Here is a 14591-nt window from a genome sequence, read left to right on the forward strand (position 1 = left end):
AGAGACCTCAGCTAAGCAAAAAGCCCCTGCGGACTCGCGTCAGCAGGGGCTTTTACTTTCAAGCTACAGGCAAATTACTTTGGCCGAACCGCTTAACTCTGGCCGAAGTGGCAAATAACTTTGCCCGCCTACAACCTGTCACACGTCCAGGTTCGACACCGCCAGCGCGTTGCTTTCGATGAAGTCGCGGCGCGGCTCCACAGCATCGCCCATCAGGGTGTTGAAGATCTGGTCGGCGGCGATGGCGTCCTCGATGGTCACCTTGAGCATGCGCCGGACGTTCGGATCCATGGTGGTTTCCCACAGCTGCTCAGGGTTCATCTCGCCCAACCCCTTGTATCGCTGGATGCTGTGGCGCTTGGTACCTTCGGCCATCAGCCAGTCCAGGCCGTCCTTGAAGGCGCTGATCGGGCGCTTGCGCTCACCCTTCTGCACGTAGGCGCCGTCTTCCAGCAGGCTGTTCAGCTGGTCGCCGAGCAGCGACACCGAGCGGTAGTCATTGCTGGCGAAGAAATCACGGTTGAAGGTGACGTAGCTGGACAGGCCGTGGGCCACCAGTTCCACCTCGGGCAGCCAGAGGTGGCGCTCGCGGTCTTCGCGCAGGCTGGCCTTGTAGGTCAGGCCAGACTTCTCGGCGGCGGTCAGGCGCGCCTGGAACTTCTCCAACCAGCCCTGCATGGCCGACTCGTTAGCCAGGTCGTCCACCGACACGGTAGGCAGGTAGATGAAGTGCTCGGTCAGCTCCTGGGGGTACAGGCGCGACAGGCGCTTGAGGGTGGCGATCACCCCGCGATACTCGTTGACCAGTTTCTCCAGCGCTGCCCCGGACAGGCCCGGAGCGTGCTCGTTGACGTGCAGGCTGGCGTCTTCCAGGGCCGACTGGGTCATGTACTCTTCCATGGCCTGGTCGTCCTTGATGTACTGCTCCTGCTTGCCGCGCTTGACCTTGTACAACGGGGGCTGGGCGATGTAGATGTAGCCACGCTCGATCAGCTCGGGCATCTGGCGGAAGAAGAAGGTCAACAGCAGGGTGCGGATGTGCGAACCGTCGACGTCAGCATCGGTCATGATGATGATGTTGTGGTAGCGCAGCTTGTCGATGTTGTACTCCTCGCGGCCGATGCCACAGCCCAGGGCGGTGATCAGCGTACCGACCTCCTGGGAGGAGAGCATCTTGTCGAAGCGTGCCTTCTCGACGTTGAGGATCTTGCCCTTGAGCGGCAGGATCGCCTGGGTCCGGCGATTACGGCCCTGCTTGGCGGAACCGCCCGCGGAGTCACCCTCCACGATGTACAGTTCGGAGAGCGCCGGGTCCTTTTCCTGGCAATCGGCCAGCTTGCCGGGCAGGCCGGCGATGTCCAGCGCGCCCTTGCGGCGGGTCATCTCGCGCGCCTTGCGCGCGGCCTCGCGGGCACGGGCGGCGTCGATCATCTTGCCGACCACGGCCTTGGCTTCGTTGGGATTCTCCAGCAGGAAGTCGGCGAAGTACTTGCCCATCTCCTGTTCCACCGCAGTCTTCACCTCGGAGGAGACCAGCTTGTCCTTGGTCTGCGAGCTGAACTTCGGGTCCGGTACCTTCACCGAGATGATCGCGGTGAGGCCTTCGCGGGCATCGTCGCCGGTGGTGGCGATCTTGAACTTCTTCGCCAGGCCTTCGGCCTCGATGTAGTTGTTCAGGTTACGCGTCAGCGCCGAACGGAAACCGGCCAGGTGGGTGCCGCCGTCACGCTGCGGGATGTTGTTGGTGAAGCAGAGCAGGTTCTCGTTGAAGCTGTCGTTCCACTGCAAGGCGACTTCCACACCCACGCCGTCCTCTTCACGCTGGACGTTGAAGTGGAATACCTCGTTCACCGCGGTCTTGTTGGTGTTCAGGTACTCGACGAAGGCCTTCAGACCGCCTTCGTACTTGAACAGCTCCTCCTTGCCGGTACGCTCGTCGCGCAGCAGGATGCCGACTCCGGAGTTGAGGAAGGACAGCTCGCGGATGCGCTTGGCCAGGATGTCCCAACTGAAGTGGATGTTGCTGAAGGTCTCCGGGGACGGCTTGAAGTGAACTTCGGTGCCGGAGCCATCAGTCTCGCCCACTTCGCGCAGAGGGAACTGCGGAACGCCGTGGTGGTAGACCTGTTCCCAGACCTTGTTGTGGCGACGGATGGTCAGGCGCAGTTCATGGGACAGCGCGTTCACCACCGAGACGCCCACACCGTGCAAGCCGCCGGACACCTTGTAGGTGTTGTCGTCGAACTTGCCGCCGGCGTGGAGGACGGTCATGATCACTTCCGCCGCAGAAACCCCTTCTTCCTTGTGGATATCCACCGGAATACCGCGTCCATTGTCGCGGACAGTGATCGACTCATCCGTATGGATGGTGATGCTGATTTCGCTGCAATAACCGGCCAGCGCTTCGTCGATGGAGTTATCCACCACCTCGAACACCATGTGGTGCAGACCGGTGCCATCGTCGGTGTCGCCGATGTACATGCCGGGGCGCTTGCGTACGGCATCCAGCCCCTTCAGCACCTTGATGCTGGAAGAGTCGTACGTGTTGTTCTCGCTCATGCTTCACTCCCGATGGTCGTGGTCTGAGAGACTTTTCCATGTTCCACGTGGAACATGGATACCGGCGTATCCGTGCGCCAGCCGTCTTTCAATAGTTGCGGGTCCACGCAGGTGATGAATACCTGGCAACCCAAATCTTCAAGCAAGCGGCAAAGAGCCATTCGATGCTGCTCATCCAATTCCGAGGGCAGGTCGTCCACCAGGTAGACGCACTGTCCGCGCTTGGCGCGATTGATCAGATGGCCTTGGGCGATGCGCAGGGCGCATACCACCAGCTTCTGCTGACCGCGCGAGAGAATCTCCGCAGCGTTATGACCTGCCAACCGTATGCGAAGATCCGCACGCTGCGGTCCCGCCTGGGTGTGGCCCATCTGCTGGTCGCGCAACAGGCTGGAAGCCAGGACCTCCAGGAGGTCCCGGTCCTTGTCCCAGCCTCGGTAGTAGCTAAGGGTCAGGTCATCCAGTGAAACCAATTCGGCGAGTGTTTCCTCGAATACCGGTTTCAACGCCTGGATATAGCTTCTGCGGTAGGCATCGATCTCATCGCTGGCCAGGCTCAATTCCCGGTCCCAGGCCGCTTGCGACGCGGGGTCCAGTTTACCATGCCGGAGCCAGGAGTTCCGCTGGCGCAGCGCCTTCTGCAGGCGCTGCCAGACGGGCAGAAACCGAGGTTCCACGTGGAACACTCCCCAATCGAGGAACTGTCGCCGGATCTTCGGCGCTCCCTCGAGCAACCGAAAGCTGTCCGGGTTGATCAGTTGCAGTGGGAGAGTTTCCGCCAATTGAGCCGCACTCCGGGCGTTCTGCCCATCGATGCGGATGGTGAACTCGCCCTGGCGCTCACGGGAAATCCCCAGGTTGCTGGCGATGCCGTTGGCCAACATCACCTGGCCGAATACGGTGCAGGCCGCTTCCTCATACTGGATCACCGGCTGCAAGCGCGCACTGCGGAATGAACGCGCCAGGCCCAGCAGGTGGATGGCTTCGAGCACACTGGTCTTGCCGCTGCCATTATCGCCGTAGAGGATGTTGATGCGAGGGGAGGGGGAGAGGGTCACCGGGTGCAGGTTGCGCACCGCGGTGACCGAAACGCGGGTCAGGGACATTCAGCGTGATTAGAGGCGCATCGGCATGACGACATAGGCAGAGTCGTCATTGTCGGCCTCGTGGACCAGGGCGCTGCTGTTGGAATCGGAAAGGATGAAGCGGACCTGCTCGGTACCGATCACACCCAGCACGTCGAGCAGGTAACTGACGTTGAAGCCGATCTCCAGGTTGCCGCCGTTGTACTCGACCTGCACTTCTTCCTCGGCCTCCTCCTGCTCCGGGTTGTTCGCCTGGATTTTCAGCAAACCGTTGGAAAGCTGCAGGCGAATGCCGCGGTACTTTTCGTTGGAGAGGATCGCGGTACGGCTGAAGGCTTCGCGCAGTTGCTGGCGGTCGCCGACCACCAGCTTGTCGCCACCGCGCGGCAGTACGCGTTCGTAGTCCGGGAACTTGCCGTCCACCAGCTTCGAAGTGAAGGTGAATTCGCCAGTAGTGGCACGGATATGGTGCTGGCCCAGGACGATGCCGACTTCGCCGTCCTGCTCGGTGAGCAGACGAGCCAGTTCGAGGATGCCTTTGCGCGGCACGATCACCTGGTGGCGGTCCTGCGACGGGATCTGCGCATCCAGCGAGCACATGGCCAGTCGGTGGCCGTCGGTGGCGACGGAGCGCAGGGTGCCGCCGTTCACTTCCAGCAGCATGCCGTTGAGGTAGTAACGCACGTCCTGCTGGGCCATGGCGAAGCTGGTGCGGTCGATCAGGCGACGCAGCTTGCTCTGGGCAATGCTGAAGTTCAGCGAGCCGGGACCTTCCTCTACGGTGGGGAAATCGTTGGCCGGCAGGGTGGACAGGGTGAAGCGGCTACGCCCGGCCTTCACCAGAAGTTTCTGCTCTTCGACACGGACGTCGATCAGCACGTCGTTCGGCAGGCTCTTGCAGATGTCCATCAGCTTGCGCGCCGGTACGGTGATCTCGCCGGGTTCGGCGGCATCTTCCAGTACCACGCGACCAACCAGCTCGACCTCGAGGTCGGTGCCGGTCAGCGACAGTTGCTGGCCTTCGACCACCAGCAGGACGTTGGAGAGAACCGGCAATGTCTGGCGGCGTTCCACGACGCCGGCGACCAGTTGCAGCGGTTTCAACAGGGCTTCGCGTTGAATGGTGAAATGCATGGTCTAGTCCCTTGCCTCGTGGGCTGCGTCAGGTTGTCAGGGTACGCAGCAGGTTCTTGTAGTCCTCGCGGATATCCGCGTCGGATTCCCTAAGTTGAGCGATCTTACGACAGGCGTGCAACACCGTGGTGTGATCCCGACCGCCGAAGGCCACGCCGATCTCCGGCAGGCTGTGGTTGGTCAGCTCCTTGGAGAGCGCCATGGCCACCTGGCGCGGGCGCGCCACCGAGCGCGAACGCCGCTTGGACAACAGATCGGATATCTTGATCTTGTAGTACTCGGCGACGGTGCGCTGGATGTTGTCGATGCTGACCAGCTTGTCCTGAAGGGCCAACAGGTCCTTCAGCGACTCGCGAATCAGCTCGATGGTGATCGGCCGGCCCATGAAGTGCGAGTGGGCGATCACCCGCTTCAGCGCACCTTCCAGTTCGCGCACGTTGGAACGGATGCGCTGGGCGATGAAGAAGGCCGCATCGTGCGGCAGCTCGATCTTCGCCTGCTCAGCCTTCTTCATCAGGATCGCCACCCGGGTTTCCAGTTCCGGCGGCTCGACGGCCACCGTCAGGCCCCAGCCGAAGCGGGATTTCAGCCGCTCTTCCAGGCCTTCGATTTCCTTCGGATAGCGGTCGCTGGTGAGGATCACCTGCTGGCCGCCTTCGAGAAGGGCATTGAAGGTGTGGAAGAACTCCTCCTGGGAGCGCTCCTTACGGGCGAAGAACTGGATGTCGTCGATCAACAGTGCGTCCACCGAGCGGTAGAAGCGCTTGAATTCGTTGATGGCGTTGAGCTGCAAGGCCTTCACCATGTCCGCGACGAAACGTTCCGAATGCAGGTAGACCACCTTGGCGTTCGGGTTCTTCTTCAGCAGGTGGTTGCCCACCGCATGCATCAGGTGGGTCTTGCCCAGGCCGACGCCACCGTAGAGGAACAGCGGGTTGTAGCCGTGCTTGAGGTTGTCCGCCACCTGCCAGGCGGCGGCGCGGGCCAACTGGTTGGACTTGCCCTCGACGAAGTTCTCGAAGGTGAAGGTACGGTTGAGATAGCTGGTGTGCTTCAGCGCACCTTCGACCTGGACGTTGCGCTCGGTGCGCACCGCAGGCGCTGCTCCGGCCGGCATGGCGGCGGCCAGCGGATCGATGCTGGGTTCTTCCGGCTCGTAGGGATCGCTCGACACGCTGGGAGCCGTCGTCACTGGCGGCAGCTCTTCACGTGGCACTACCACGGGCGCGGCCGATACCGGCTGCACTGGCGCCGGCGGCGGAGCAACCGGAGGCGGGGGAGCCACGTGGGTCTGCGATGGGACGATGGCGGCGCGCGGCGTACGGCTACGCTTGCTGCCTATTAATAAGGAAAGCGCGGGCAACTGACCCTCGCCGCGTTCACCGAGCAGTTCCAGAAGCCGACCGAGGTATTTCTCGTTCACCCAATCGAGGACGAAACGGTTGGGTGCATACACACGCAATTCGTCGCCTTCGGCTTCGACCTGCAAGGGACGGATCCAGGTGTTGAATTGTTGGGACGGCAGCTCATCGCGGAGAAGATCCACGCACTGCTGCCAAAGTTCCACGGACACGGATATCCCCCAAAGATTGGAAAGGCGGCACAACGAAATAAGCGCCTATTGTAGCCGGACGGGCCGGACTTATCCACATGCCGATGCGCTGAGGCCCCAAGCAAATCAAGACCTTAATAAAAGCAGGCAGGCCGACGGACGGTCGTCCTGGACTTTGTGGATAACCCTTGCTTTGAAGGGGGTACATCCCTGCGCACAGCCGTGTGGAAAAAACCGCTGTGGATAACCATCTCGTTCATCCCCAGGCTTCGCTCAGGAAGGAAACAGCGTCGACACCGGTTCTCGACAACCTTTTGCCTGCCGGAGAAACACGCAATTGCTGGGCTTCATCGAGTTATGCACAGAAAAGCGCCATCCCAAGAGCATTAACCGTTTCTATCCTTTAAAAGAAAAATGACTTCCTTGTATCTATCTATTACGTCATCGCTGGTTGGAAATTGACCTGCCCGTTCGATTTCACTAGAATCGCCGGTCTCTTTAAACGGGGTCACTGCGACCTCAAGTCGTCAACCCAGGTACCGAATCATGAAACGTACTTTCCAACCCAGCACCCTCAAGCGCGCTCGCGTCCACGGTTTCCGCGCCCGTATGGCCACCAAGAACGGCCGTCAGGTTCTGTCGCGTCGTCGCGCCAAAGGCCGTAAGCGTCTGACCGTCTGATTTATCCGGTACGGGTGGTGAGTCGGGACTTCGACCGGGACAAGCGTCTACTGACAGCCCGGCAATTCAGCGCAGTCTTCGACTCTCCGACCGGCAAGGTCCCCGGCAAGCACGTCCTGCTGCTGGCGCGCGAGAACGGTCTCGATCACCCCCGCCTGGGCCTGGTGATCGGCAAGAAGAACGTCAAGCTCGCCGTCCAGCGCAATCGCCTCAAACGCCTGATCCGCGAATCGTTCCGCCATAACCAGGAAACCCTGGCTGGCTGGGATATCGTGGTGATCGCGCGCAAAGGCCTGGGCGAACTGGAAAATCCGGAGCTGCACCAGCAGTTCGGCAAGCTCTGGAAACGCCTGTTGCGCAATCGACCTCGCACGGAAAGCCCTGCTGACGCCCCTGGCGTGGCCGACGGTACTCATGCATAGGTCGATGCCCGCGCATCCCGATCCCTGTAGTGTCATCCCCCCTTCGATGACCCGGCACCGTCGTTCCCAGCCAAGTTGTACTTCCCTAGCGTACGAGGCTATCGCGCAGCATGGCCCGCGACGCAATGGTCGCCCGAGTGCGGTTTCCTCCACTCGGCTCCATCACTGGCAATCCCGTAGCCGCGATCTGCTACTGTCAGTTTCCTTCAAGCACCGCCCTTTCTCGATGGCCGAGTAACCATGGACATTCAACGCTCGATTCTCATCGTCGCCCTTGCAGTCGTGTCCTACCTGCTGGTTCTCCAGTGGAACAAGGATTACGGTCAGCCTGAGCTGCCCGCCGCCAGCGCTTCGATGAACACCACGCAAGGCCTGCCGGACACTCCGTCCGCCTCGGGCACCAGCAGTGACGTTCCCACTGCCCAGAGCAGCGCGGCCGGCAGCGAAGCCGCCGACAAGCCGGTTGCGGTCAGCGACAAGCTGATCCAGGTGAAGACCGACGTCCTCGACCTGGCCATCGATCCCCGTGGCGGCGATATCGTCCAGCTCGGCCTGTTGCAGTATCCGCGCCGCCTGGACCGTCCGGACGTGCCGTTCCCGCTGTTCGACAACGGTCGCGAACGTACCTACCTGGCGCAGAGCGGCCTCACCGGTGCCGACGGCCCGGACGCCAGCAGCGCCGGCCGCCCGCTGTTCCACAGTGCGCAGAGCAGCTACCAGTTGGCCGACGGCCAGAACGAACTGGTCGTGGACCTGAGCTTCAGCCACGACGGTGTCAACTACATCAAGCGCTTCACCTTCCACCGTGGCCTGAAAGCCGATTGCTCGGACAAGGAAAAGGCCCAGAAGAAGATCGAGTGCATCAATGAAAACGCCTATCAGGTCGGCGTCAGCTACCTGATCGACAACCAGAGCGGCAAGACCTGGAGCGGCAACCTGTTCGCCCAGCTCAAGCGCGACGGCAGCGCCGACCCGTCCTCGACCACCGCCACCGGGGTGTCCACCTACCTCGGCGCCGCGGTCTGGACCCCGGATTCGCCGTACAAGAAGATCTCCACCAAGGACATGGACAAGGAACAGTTCAAGGAGTCCGTGCAGGGTGGCTGGGTCGCCTGGCTGCAACACTACTTCGTGACCGCCTGGGTTCCGACCAAGGGCGAGCAGCACCAGGTCATGACCCGCAAGGACGGCCAGGGCAACTACATCGTCGGTTTCACCGGCCCGACCCTGAGCGTTCCGGCGGGTAGCAAGGTGGAAACCGACCTGACCCTGTATGCCGGCCCGAAACTCCAGAAGCACCTGAAGGAACTCTCCCCGGGCCTGGAACTGACCGTCGACTACGGTTTCCTTTGGTTCATCGCCCAGCCGATCTTCTGGCTGCTGCAACATATCCACAGCCTGATCGGCAACTGGGGCTGGTCGATCATCGCCCTGACCGTCCTGATCAAGCTGGCCTTCTTCCCGTTGTCCGCCGCCAGCTACCGTTCGATGGCGCGCATGCGCGCGGTGTCGCCGAAGATGCAGGCGATCAAGGAACAGCACGGCGACGATCGGCAGAAGATGTCCCAGGCGATGATGGAGCTGTACAAGAAGGAGAAGATCAATCCGCTGGGCGGCTGCCTGCCGATCCTGGTCCAGATGCCGGTCTTCCTCTCCCTCTACTGGGTACTCCTGGAAAGCGTGGAAATGCGCCAGGCGCCGTGGCTCGGCTGGATCACCGACCTGTCGGTGAAGGATCCGTTCTTCATCCTGCCGATCGTCATGGGCGGCACCATGCTGATCCAGCAGATGCTCAACCCGACCCCGCCGGACCCGATGCAGGCCAAGGTGATGAAACTGATGCCGATCATCTTCACCTTCTTCTTCCTCTGGTTCCCAGCCGGTCTGGTGCTGTACTGGGTAGTCAACAACTGCCTGTCGATCGCACAGCAGTGGTACATTACCCGCAAGATCGAGGCAGCCGCGAAGACCGCCTGACGTCTATCGCGAAAACTGTCCACAACAAGACGCCCCCCTCGAGGGGCGTCTTGCTATCCGGAGATATCCACATGCAAGCCGCCACCGAAACCATCGTCGCGATCGCTACCGCCCAGGGCCGCGGCGGCGTGGGAATCGTCCGCGTCTCCGGACCTCTCGCCGGACAGATGGCCGTGGCCGTGAGCGGACGCCAGCTGAAAGCCCGGCATGCGCATTACGGACCGTTCCTCGATGCCGGTGGGCAGGTGATCGACGAAGGCCTGTCACTGTATTTCCCCGGCCCGAACTCGTTCACCGGCGAAGACGTACTCGAACTGCAGGGGCACGGCGGCCCCGTGGTACTCGACCTGCTGGTGCAGCGTTGTCTGGAACTGGGCGCCCGCCAGGCGCGACCGGGCGAGTTCAGCGAGCGCGCGTTCCTCAACGACAAGCTCGACCTGGCCCAGGCCGAAGCCATCGCCGATCTGATCGAGGCCAGCTCGGAGCAGGCCGCGCGCAATGCATTACGTTCCCTGCAGGGCGAATTCTCACGCCGGGTACATGCATTGACCGAGCAACTGATTTCCCTGCGCATCTATGTCGAAGCCGCCATCGACTTCCCCGAGGAAGAAATCGACTTCCTCGCCGATGGCCATGTACTGGGGCTTCTGGAAAAAGTACGCACAGAATTATCCACAGTGCAGCGCGAAGCTTCCCAAGGCGCCCTGCTGCGCGACGGCATGACCGTGGTCATCGCCGGACGACCGAATGCCGGCAAGTCCAGCCTGCTGAATGCCCTGGCCGGTCGCGAGGCGGCCATCGTCACGGACATAGCCGGCACCACCCGCGATGTACTGCGCGAACATATCCACATCGATGGCATGCCCCTGCATGTGGTGGACACCGCAGGCCTGCGGGATACCGAGGACCATGTGGAAAAGATCGGCGTGGAACGCGCGCTGAAAGCCATCGGCGAAGCCGATCGTGTGCTGCTGGTGGTGGACGCCACCGCCCCGGAAGCAGCGGACCCGTTTTCCCTATGGCCGGAGTTCCTCGACCAGCGACCGGAACCGGGCAAGGTCACCCTGATCCGCAACAAGGCGGATTTGTCCACAGAGTCCATTGGCCTCGAGGAAAGCGCGGACGGCCACGTCACCATCACCCTCTCGGCGCGCACCGGCGCCGGCCTGGAGCTGCTGCGCGAACACCTGAAGGCCTGCATGGGCTTCGAACAGACCGCGGAAAGCGGTTTCAGCGCCCGCCGGCGCCACTTGGAAGCGCTACGCCTGGCAGGGCAGGCGCTGGAGCATGGCCACAGCCAACTTATCCACAATGGCGCCGGCGAACTGCTGGCCGAGGATCTGCGCCAGGCCCAGCAGCACCTGGGCGAAATCACCGGCGCATTCACCCCCGACGACCTGCTGGGTCGCATCTTCTCGAGTTTCTGCATCGGCAAGTAATGGGGCTCGGCCCACGCCGAGTTGTGGATAACCAGGGCAAGGTTCGCTCCGGTTCTGCGTACTTTCCTTTCACTGTGCCCCTTGCCGCCGGCACTCAACCACGCAGGCATGGATTGCCGGCGCGCCGCTTCGTCCCCGAGAAAACCATCTGCGCCGATGTCGGTCTGCATGGGATGGATATCCACCTGGGAGAGGTTTATGCACAGGCACCGCGCTCCGATCCGGCGTCCGCGAAGGCGCTGCGCTGTGGTCAATCTCTATCTGCTCGCCCCTCTCGAACGGCGTATCTATCCCGTTGTCTCGCCTGGCGCTATCGCCACGCGCCGGGACGTTCCGTGCACGCAAGTCAACCCGGTAAGCGGTTTATCCACGAGCCTGGAAGAGATTCTGCGAAAAGAGCTGTTGCAGACCCTGGACTCCGTCGATACCGGCCAGGCGGGGCCCTCGCCTTCGGCTCCCAAGGCGTCCCACGGCGAGCACTCGGACACTACAGCATGGAGATCGTAGCCAACCTGGCGGTGTGGCTCGGCGGCGAATGCCAGGTCGGACAGATGATCGACTGGTTCGGCAGTTACGACCGCACTAGCGGGCTCAGTGCTCGGCTACTGCTGCGCAAACCCGCTAACGAGGGCTCCGAGCGGGATTTCCAGGTCTCCGCCAAGCGCCGCTTCGAGCGCCTGTCGTCATCCATCGATACGCTGGAAAGCGGCAACGACTGAGCCTTTCCCACGCCTTGCCATCTCCTTCTTCCTACCTGGCTGCGGTCCTGCCGCGGCCCGGATACGCTCGCCTGAAACCTGTGGAAAACCCCAGGGACAGGAGGGTAGATAAACCCGCCGAAGCTCTGTGCATAACTCCACATGTTGATAACGAGCCATTCCATCCACAGCTAAAAAACGCTTATCAACAGGGCCCAGATAGGGTTTGGGACAGCCTTATCATTCGCTACAGGCTATGTCTTTACTGGGCTCGACGTACTTATCAACAGAAAAGCCGCTGCTAAGTAATAAACACAAGTTCTAAAAAGATATAAACATTCCTTTCCTTTTATTTTTTGTAAGCCCGCCGAGCCGTTTTGCTCCCTCGATCTGGATTGGCTATTTTTTGTCCAGGAGTCTTCATTCAGGTTCGCTAAATCCTTATACTGTCCGGCTTTCCTGAATTCCTGCTTCTGAACAGGCCGAGGTGCGTGGTGGATTTCCCTACCCGTTTTGACGTAATCGTGATCGGCGGTGGCCATGCAGGCACCGAAGCCGCACTCGCGGCTGCGCGCATGGGTGTGAAAACCCTGCTGTTGACCCACAATGTGGAAACCCTGGGGCAGATGAGCTGCAACCCCGCCATCGGCGGCATCGGCAAGAGCCATCTGGTCAAGGAAATCGACGCCCTTGGCGGCGCCATGGCCGAAGCCACCGACAAGGGCGGTATCCAGTTCCGCATCCTTAACAGCCGCAAGGGGCCGGCAGTGCGCGCCACTCGTGCACAAGCCGATCGCGTGCTCTATAAGGCCGCTATCCGCCATACACTGGAAAACCAGCCGAACCTGTGGATATTCCAGCAGGCCTGCGACGACCTGATCGTCGAGCAGGATCAGGTCCGCGGCGTAGTGACCCAGATGGGACTGCGCTTCCATGCCGACAACGTGGTCCTGACTACCGGCACCTTCCTCGGCGGACTTATCCACATCGGCCTGGAGAACTACTCAGGCGGACGCGCCGGCGACCCGCCGTCCATCGCACTGGCGCGTCGTCTGCGTGAACTGCCGCTGCGGGTCGGCCGGCTGAAGACCGGTACGCCGCCGCGGATCGACGGGCGCAGCGTGGACTTCTCGGTGATGACCGAGCAGCCGGGCGACACGCCGATCCCGGTGATGTCCTTCCTCGGTTCGAAGGAACAGCATCCCGAGCAGGTCAGTTGCTGGATCACCCATACCAACGCCCGGACCCACGAGATCATCGCCGCCAATCTCGATCGTTCGCCGATGTATTCCGGTGTGATCGAAGGCATCGGCCCGCGCTACTGCCCTTCGATCGAAGACAAGATCCATCGCTTCGCCGACAAGGAAAGCCACCAGGTCTTCCTCGAGCCGGAAGGCCTGACGACCCACGAGCTGTATCCCAACGGCATTTCCACGTCCCTGCCGTTCGACGTGCAACTGCAGATCGTGCGTTCCATCCGTGGCATGGAAAACGCCCACATCGTGCGGCCGGGCTATGCGATCGAGTACGACTTCTTCGATCCCCGAGATCTCAGGTACAGCCTGGAGACCAAGGTCGTCGGCGGCCTGTTCTTCGCCGGCCAGATCAACGGCACCACCGGCTACGAGGAAGCTGGCGCCCAGGGCCTGCTGGCCGGCGCCAATGCTGCGTTGCGTTCGCAAGGCAAGGACAGCTGGTGCCCGCGCCGCGACGAGGCCTACATCGGCGTGCTGGTGGACGACCTGATCACGCTCGGCACCCAGGAGCCGTACCGCATGTTCACCTCGCGGGCGGAATACCGCCTGATCCTCCGCGAGGACAACGCCGACCTGCGTCTCACCGAGAAGGGACGCGAGCTGGGCCTTGTCGACGATCGGCGCTGGGCTGCCTTCGAAGCCAAGCGCGAAGGTATCGAACGCGAGGAACAGCGGCTGAAGAGCACCTGGGTGCGGCCGAATACCCCGCAGGGCGACGCCATCGCCGAGCGCTTCGGTACGCCGCTGACCCATGAATACAATCTGCTCAACCTGCTGAGCCGCCCCGAGATAGATTACGCCGGCCTGGTGGAGATCACCGGCGACGCTGTGGATAACCCCCAGGTGGCCGAGCAGGTGGAGATTCGCACCAAGTACGCCGGCTACATCGACCGCCAGCAGGAGGAAATCTCCCGTCTGCGCGCCAGCGAAGATACCCGCCTGCCTGTGGATATCGATTACCTGGGGATTTCCGGCCTGTCGAAGGAAATCCAGAACAAGCTGAACCAGGCCCGTCCGGAAACCCTCGGACAGGCTTCGCGGATCCCCGGCGTCACGCCGGCTGCGATTTCGCTGTTGTTGATCCACCTGAAGAAGCGTGCCTCTGGCCGCCAACTGGAGCAGAGCGCTTGATGTCTGCGGTAACCCAACACCACGCCGACGAACTCGCGCGCGGTGCTGACGAGCTAGGCGTCGCCCTCGACGCCGACAAGCAACGCCAGCTGCTGGCCTACCTGGCCCTGCTGATCAAATGGAACAAGGCCTACAACCTGACCGCCGTACGCGACCCGGACGAGATGGTTTCGCGCCACCTGCTCGACAGCCTGAGCATCGTGCCTTATGCCGAGGCTGGGGATAACTGGCTGGATGTCGGCAGCGGCGGCGGCATGCCCGGCGTGCCGCTGGCCATTCTGTTCCCGGAAAAGCGCCTGACCCTGCTCGACAGCAACGGCAAGAAGACCCGCTTCCTGACCCAGGTGAAGCTCGAGCTGAAGCTGGCCAACCTCGAAGTCGTGCACAGCCGGGTGGAAGCCTTCCGTCCCGAGAGCCCCTTCGATGGCATCGTTTCCCGCGCTTTCAGCAGCCTGGAGGACTTCGCCAACTGGACCCGCCACCTCGGTGGCCAGGAAACCCGCTGGCTGGCGATGAAGGGCGTGCATCCGAACGAAGAGCTGGCGGCACTCCCGGAGGATTTCCGGGTCGAAGCCGAGCACGCGCTGGCGGTACCCGGTTGCCAAGGTCAGCGGCATCTGCTGATACTGCGGCGCACAGCATGAGGGGGAACAGGGA

The 14591-nt window shown here is 62.0% G+C and carries 10 protein-coding genes and 1 pseudogene; 7 read left to right on the top strand and 4 right to left on the bottom strand.

Annotated features, from left to right (window positions below; translation table 11 throughout):
- Positions 1 to 138 precede the first annotated feature (138 nt).
- From gyrB to dnaA, 4 genes and pseudogenes are all read right to left on the bottom strand, one after another.
- Entirely contained in the window at positions 139 to 2559 is a 2421-nt protein-coding gene (gene gyrB / locus ACTJJX_RS13220) for a DNA topoisomerase (ATP-hydrolyzing) subunit B (protein ID WP_003097268.1), read from the bottom strand.
- A 3-nt stretch (positions 2560 to 2562) separates the two neighbouring features.
- Positions 2563 to 3665: pseudogene (gene recF, locus ACTJJX_RS13225) on the bottom strand (DNA replication/repair protein RecF).
- Between the two features lie 9 nt (positions 3666 to 3674).
- Positions 3675 to 4778, bottom strand: coding sequence for a DNA polymerase III subunit beta (gene dnaN, locus ACTJJX_RS13230; RefSeq protein WP_016852300.1), 1104 nt, complete (start codon positions 4776 to 4778; stop codon positions 3675 to 3677).
- 28 nt (positions 4779 to 4806) lie between these two features.
- Positions 4807 to 6351 carry a chromosomal replication initiator protein DnaA gene (gene dnaA / locus ACTJJX_RS13235; RefSeq protein WP_003109151.1) on the bottom strand — a complete coding sequence of 515 codons (1545 nt, stop codon included), beginning with the start codon at positions 6349 to 6351 and terminating at the stop codon, positions 4807 to 4809.
- A gap of 525 nt (positions 6352 to 6876) precedes the next feature.
- Here dnaA and rpmH point away from each other — a divergent pair.
- The 7 genes from rpmH to rsmG all read left to right on the top strand — a co-directional run bounded on the left by rpmH (position 6877) and on the right by rsmG (position 14578).
- Positions 6877 to 7011: a 50S ribosomal protein L34 gene (gene rpmH, locus ACTJJX_RS13240; RefSeq protein ID WP_003100258.1), complete on the top strand. Its 135-nt coding sequence runs from the start codon at positions 6877 to 6879 to the stop codon at positions 7009 to 7011.
- Positions 7012 to 7025: 14 nt separating this feature from the next.
- Positions 7026 to 7433 (top strand): ribonuclease P protein component, encoded by a 408-nt coding sequence (rnpA, locus tag ACTJJX_RS13245; protein ID WP_003100251.1) that lies wholly within the window; start codon positions 7026 to 7028, stop codon positions 7431 to 7433.
- Positions 7434 to 7673: 240 nt separating this feature from the next.
- Entirely contained in the window at positions 7674 to 9410 is a 1737-nt protein-coding gene (gene yidC / locus ACTJJX_RS13250; RefSeq protein WP_003097255.1) for a membrane protein insertase YidC, read from the top strand.
- A gap of 71 nt (positions 9411 to 9481) precedes the next feature.
- A complete protein-coding gene (gene mnmE / locus ACTJJX_RS13255) occupies positions 9482 to 10849 on the top strand; it encodes a tRNA uridine-5-carboxymethylaminomethyl(34) synthesis GTPase MnmE (RefSeq protein WP_003100248.1) in 1368 nt (455 codons plus the stop codon).
- Positions 10850 to 11343: 494 nt separating this feature from the next.
- Positions 11344 to 11568 carry a hypothetical protein gene (locus ACTJJX_RS13260; RefSeq protein ID WP_003100246.1) on the top strand — a complete coding sequence of 75 codons (225 nt, stop codon included), beginning with the start codon at positions 11344 to 11346 and terminating at the stop codon, positions 11566 to 11568.
- A gap of 473 nt (positions 11569 to 12041) precedes the next feature.
- A complete protein-coding gene (mnmG, locus tag ACTJJX_RS13265; RefSeq protein ID WP_016852299.1) occupies positions 12042 to 13934 on the top strand; it encodes a tRNA uridine-5-carboxymethylaminomethyl(34) synthesis enzyme MnmG in 1893 nt (630 codons plus the stop codon).
- Positions 13934 to 14578, top strand: a complete 645-nt coding sequence (gene rsmG, locus ACTJJX_RS13270) for a 16S rRNA (guanine(527)-N(7))-methyltransferase RsmG (protein WP_003100242.1) — start codon at positions 13934 to 13936, stop codon at positions 14576 to 14578. The genes mnmG and rsmG overlap by 1 nt, the downstream gene beginning before the upstream one ends.
- The last annotated feature ends 13 nt before the right edge of the window (positions 14579 to 14591 follow it).

Source organism: Pseudomonas sp. 22490 (assembly GCF_052044465.1).
GTDB classification, from domain to species: domain Bacteria; phylum Pseudomonadota; class Gammaproteobacteria; order Pseudomonadales; family Pseudomonadaceae; genus Pseudomonas; species Pseudomonas aeruginosa.

Coding starts and splice junctions, on each gene's coding strand:
- yidC (WP_003097255.1), top strand. CDS start 7,674: ATGGACATTCAACGCTCGATTCTCATCGTCGCCCTTGCAGTCGTGTCC.
- dnaN (WP_016852300.1), bottom strand. CDS start 4,778: ATGCATTTCACCATTCAACGCGAAGCCCTGTTGAAACCGCTGCAACTG.
- gyrB (WP_003097268.1), bottom strand. CDS start 2,559: ATGAGCGAGAACAACACGTACGACTCTTCCAGCATCAAGGTGCTGAAG.
- mnmE (WP_003100248.1), top strand. CDS start 9,482: ATGCAAGCCGCCACCGAAACCATCGTCGCGATCGCTACCGCCCAGGGC.
- rsmG (WP_003100242.1), top strand. CDS start 13,934: ATGTCTGCGGTAACCCAACACCACGCCGACGAACTCGCGCGCGGTGCT.
- rpmH (WP_003100258.1), top strand. CDS start 6,877: ATGAAACGTACTTTCCAACCCAGCACCCTCAAGCGCGCTCGCGTCCAC.
- ACTJJX_RS13260 (WP_003100246.1), top strand. CDS start 11,344: ATGGAGATCGTAGCCAACCTGGCGGTGTGGCTCGGCGGCGAATGCCAG.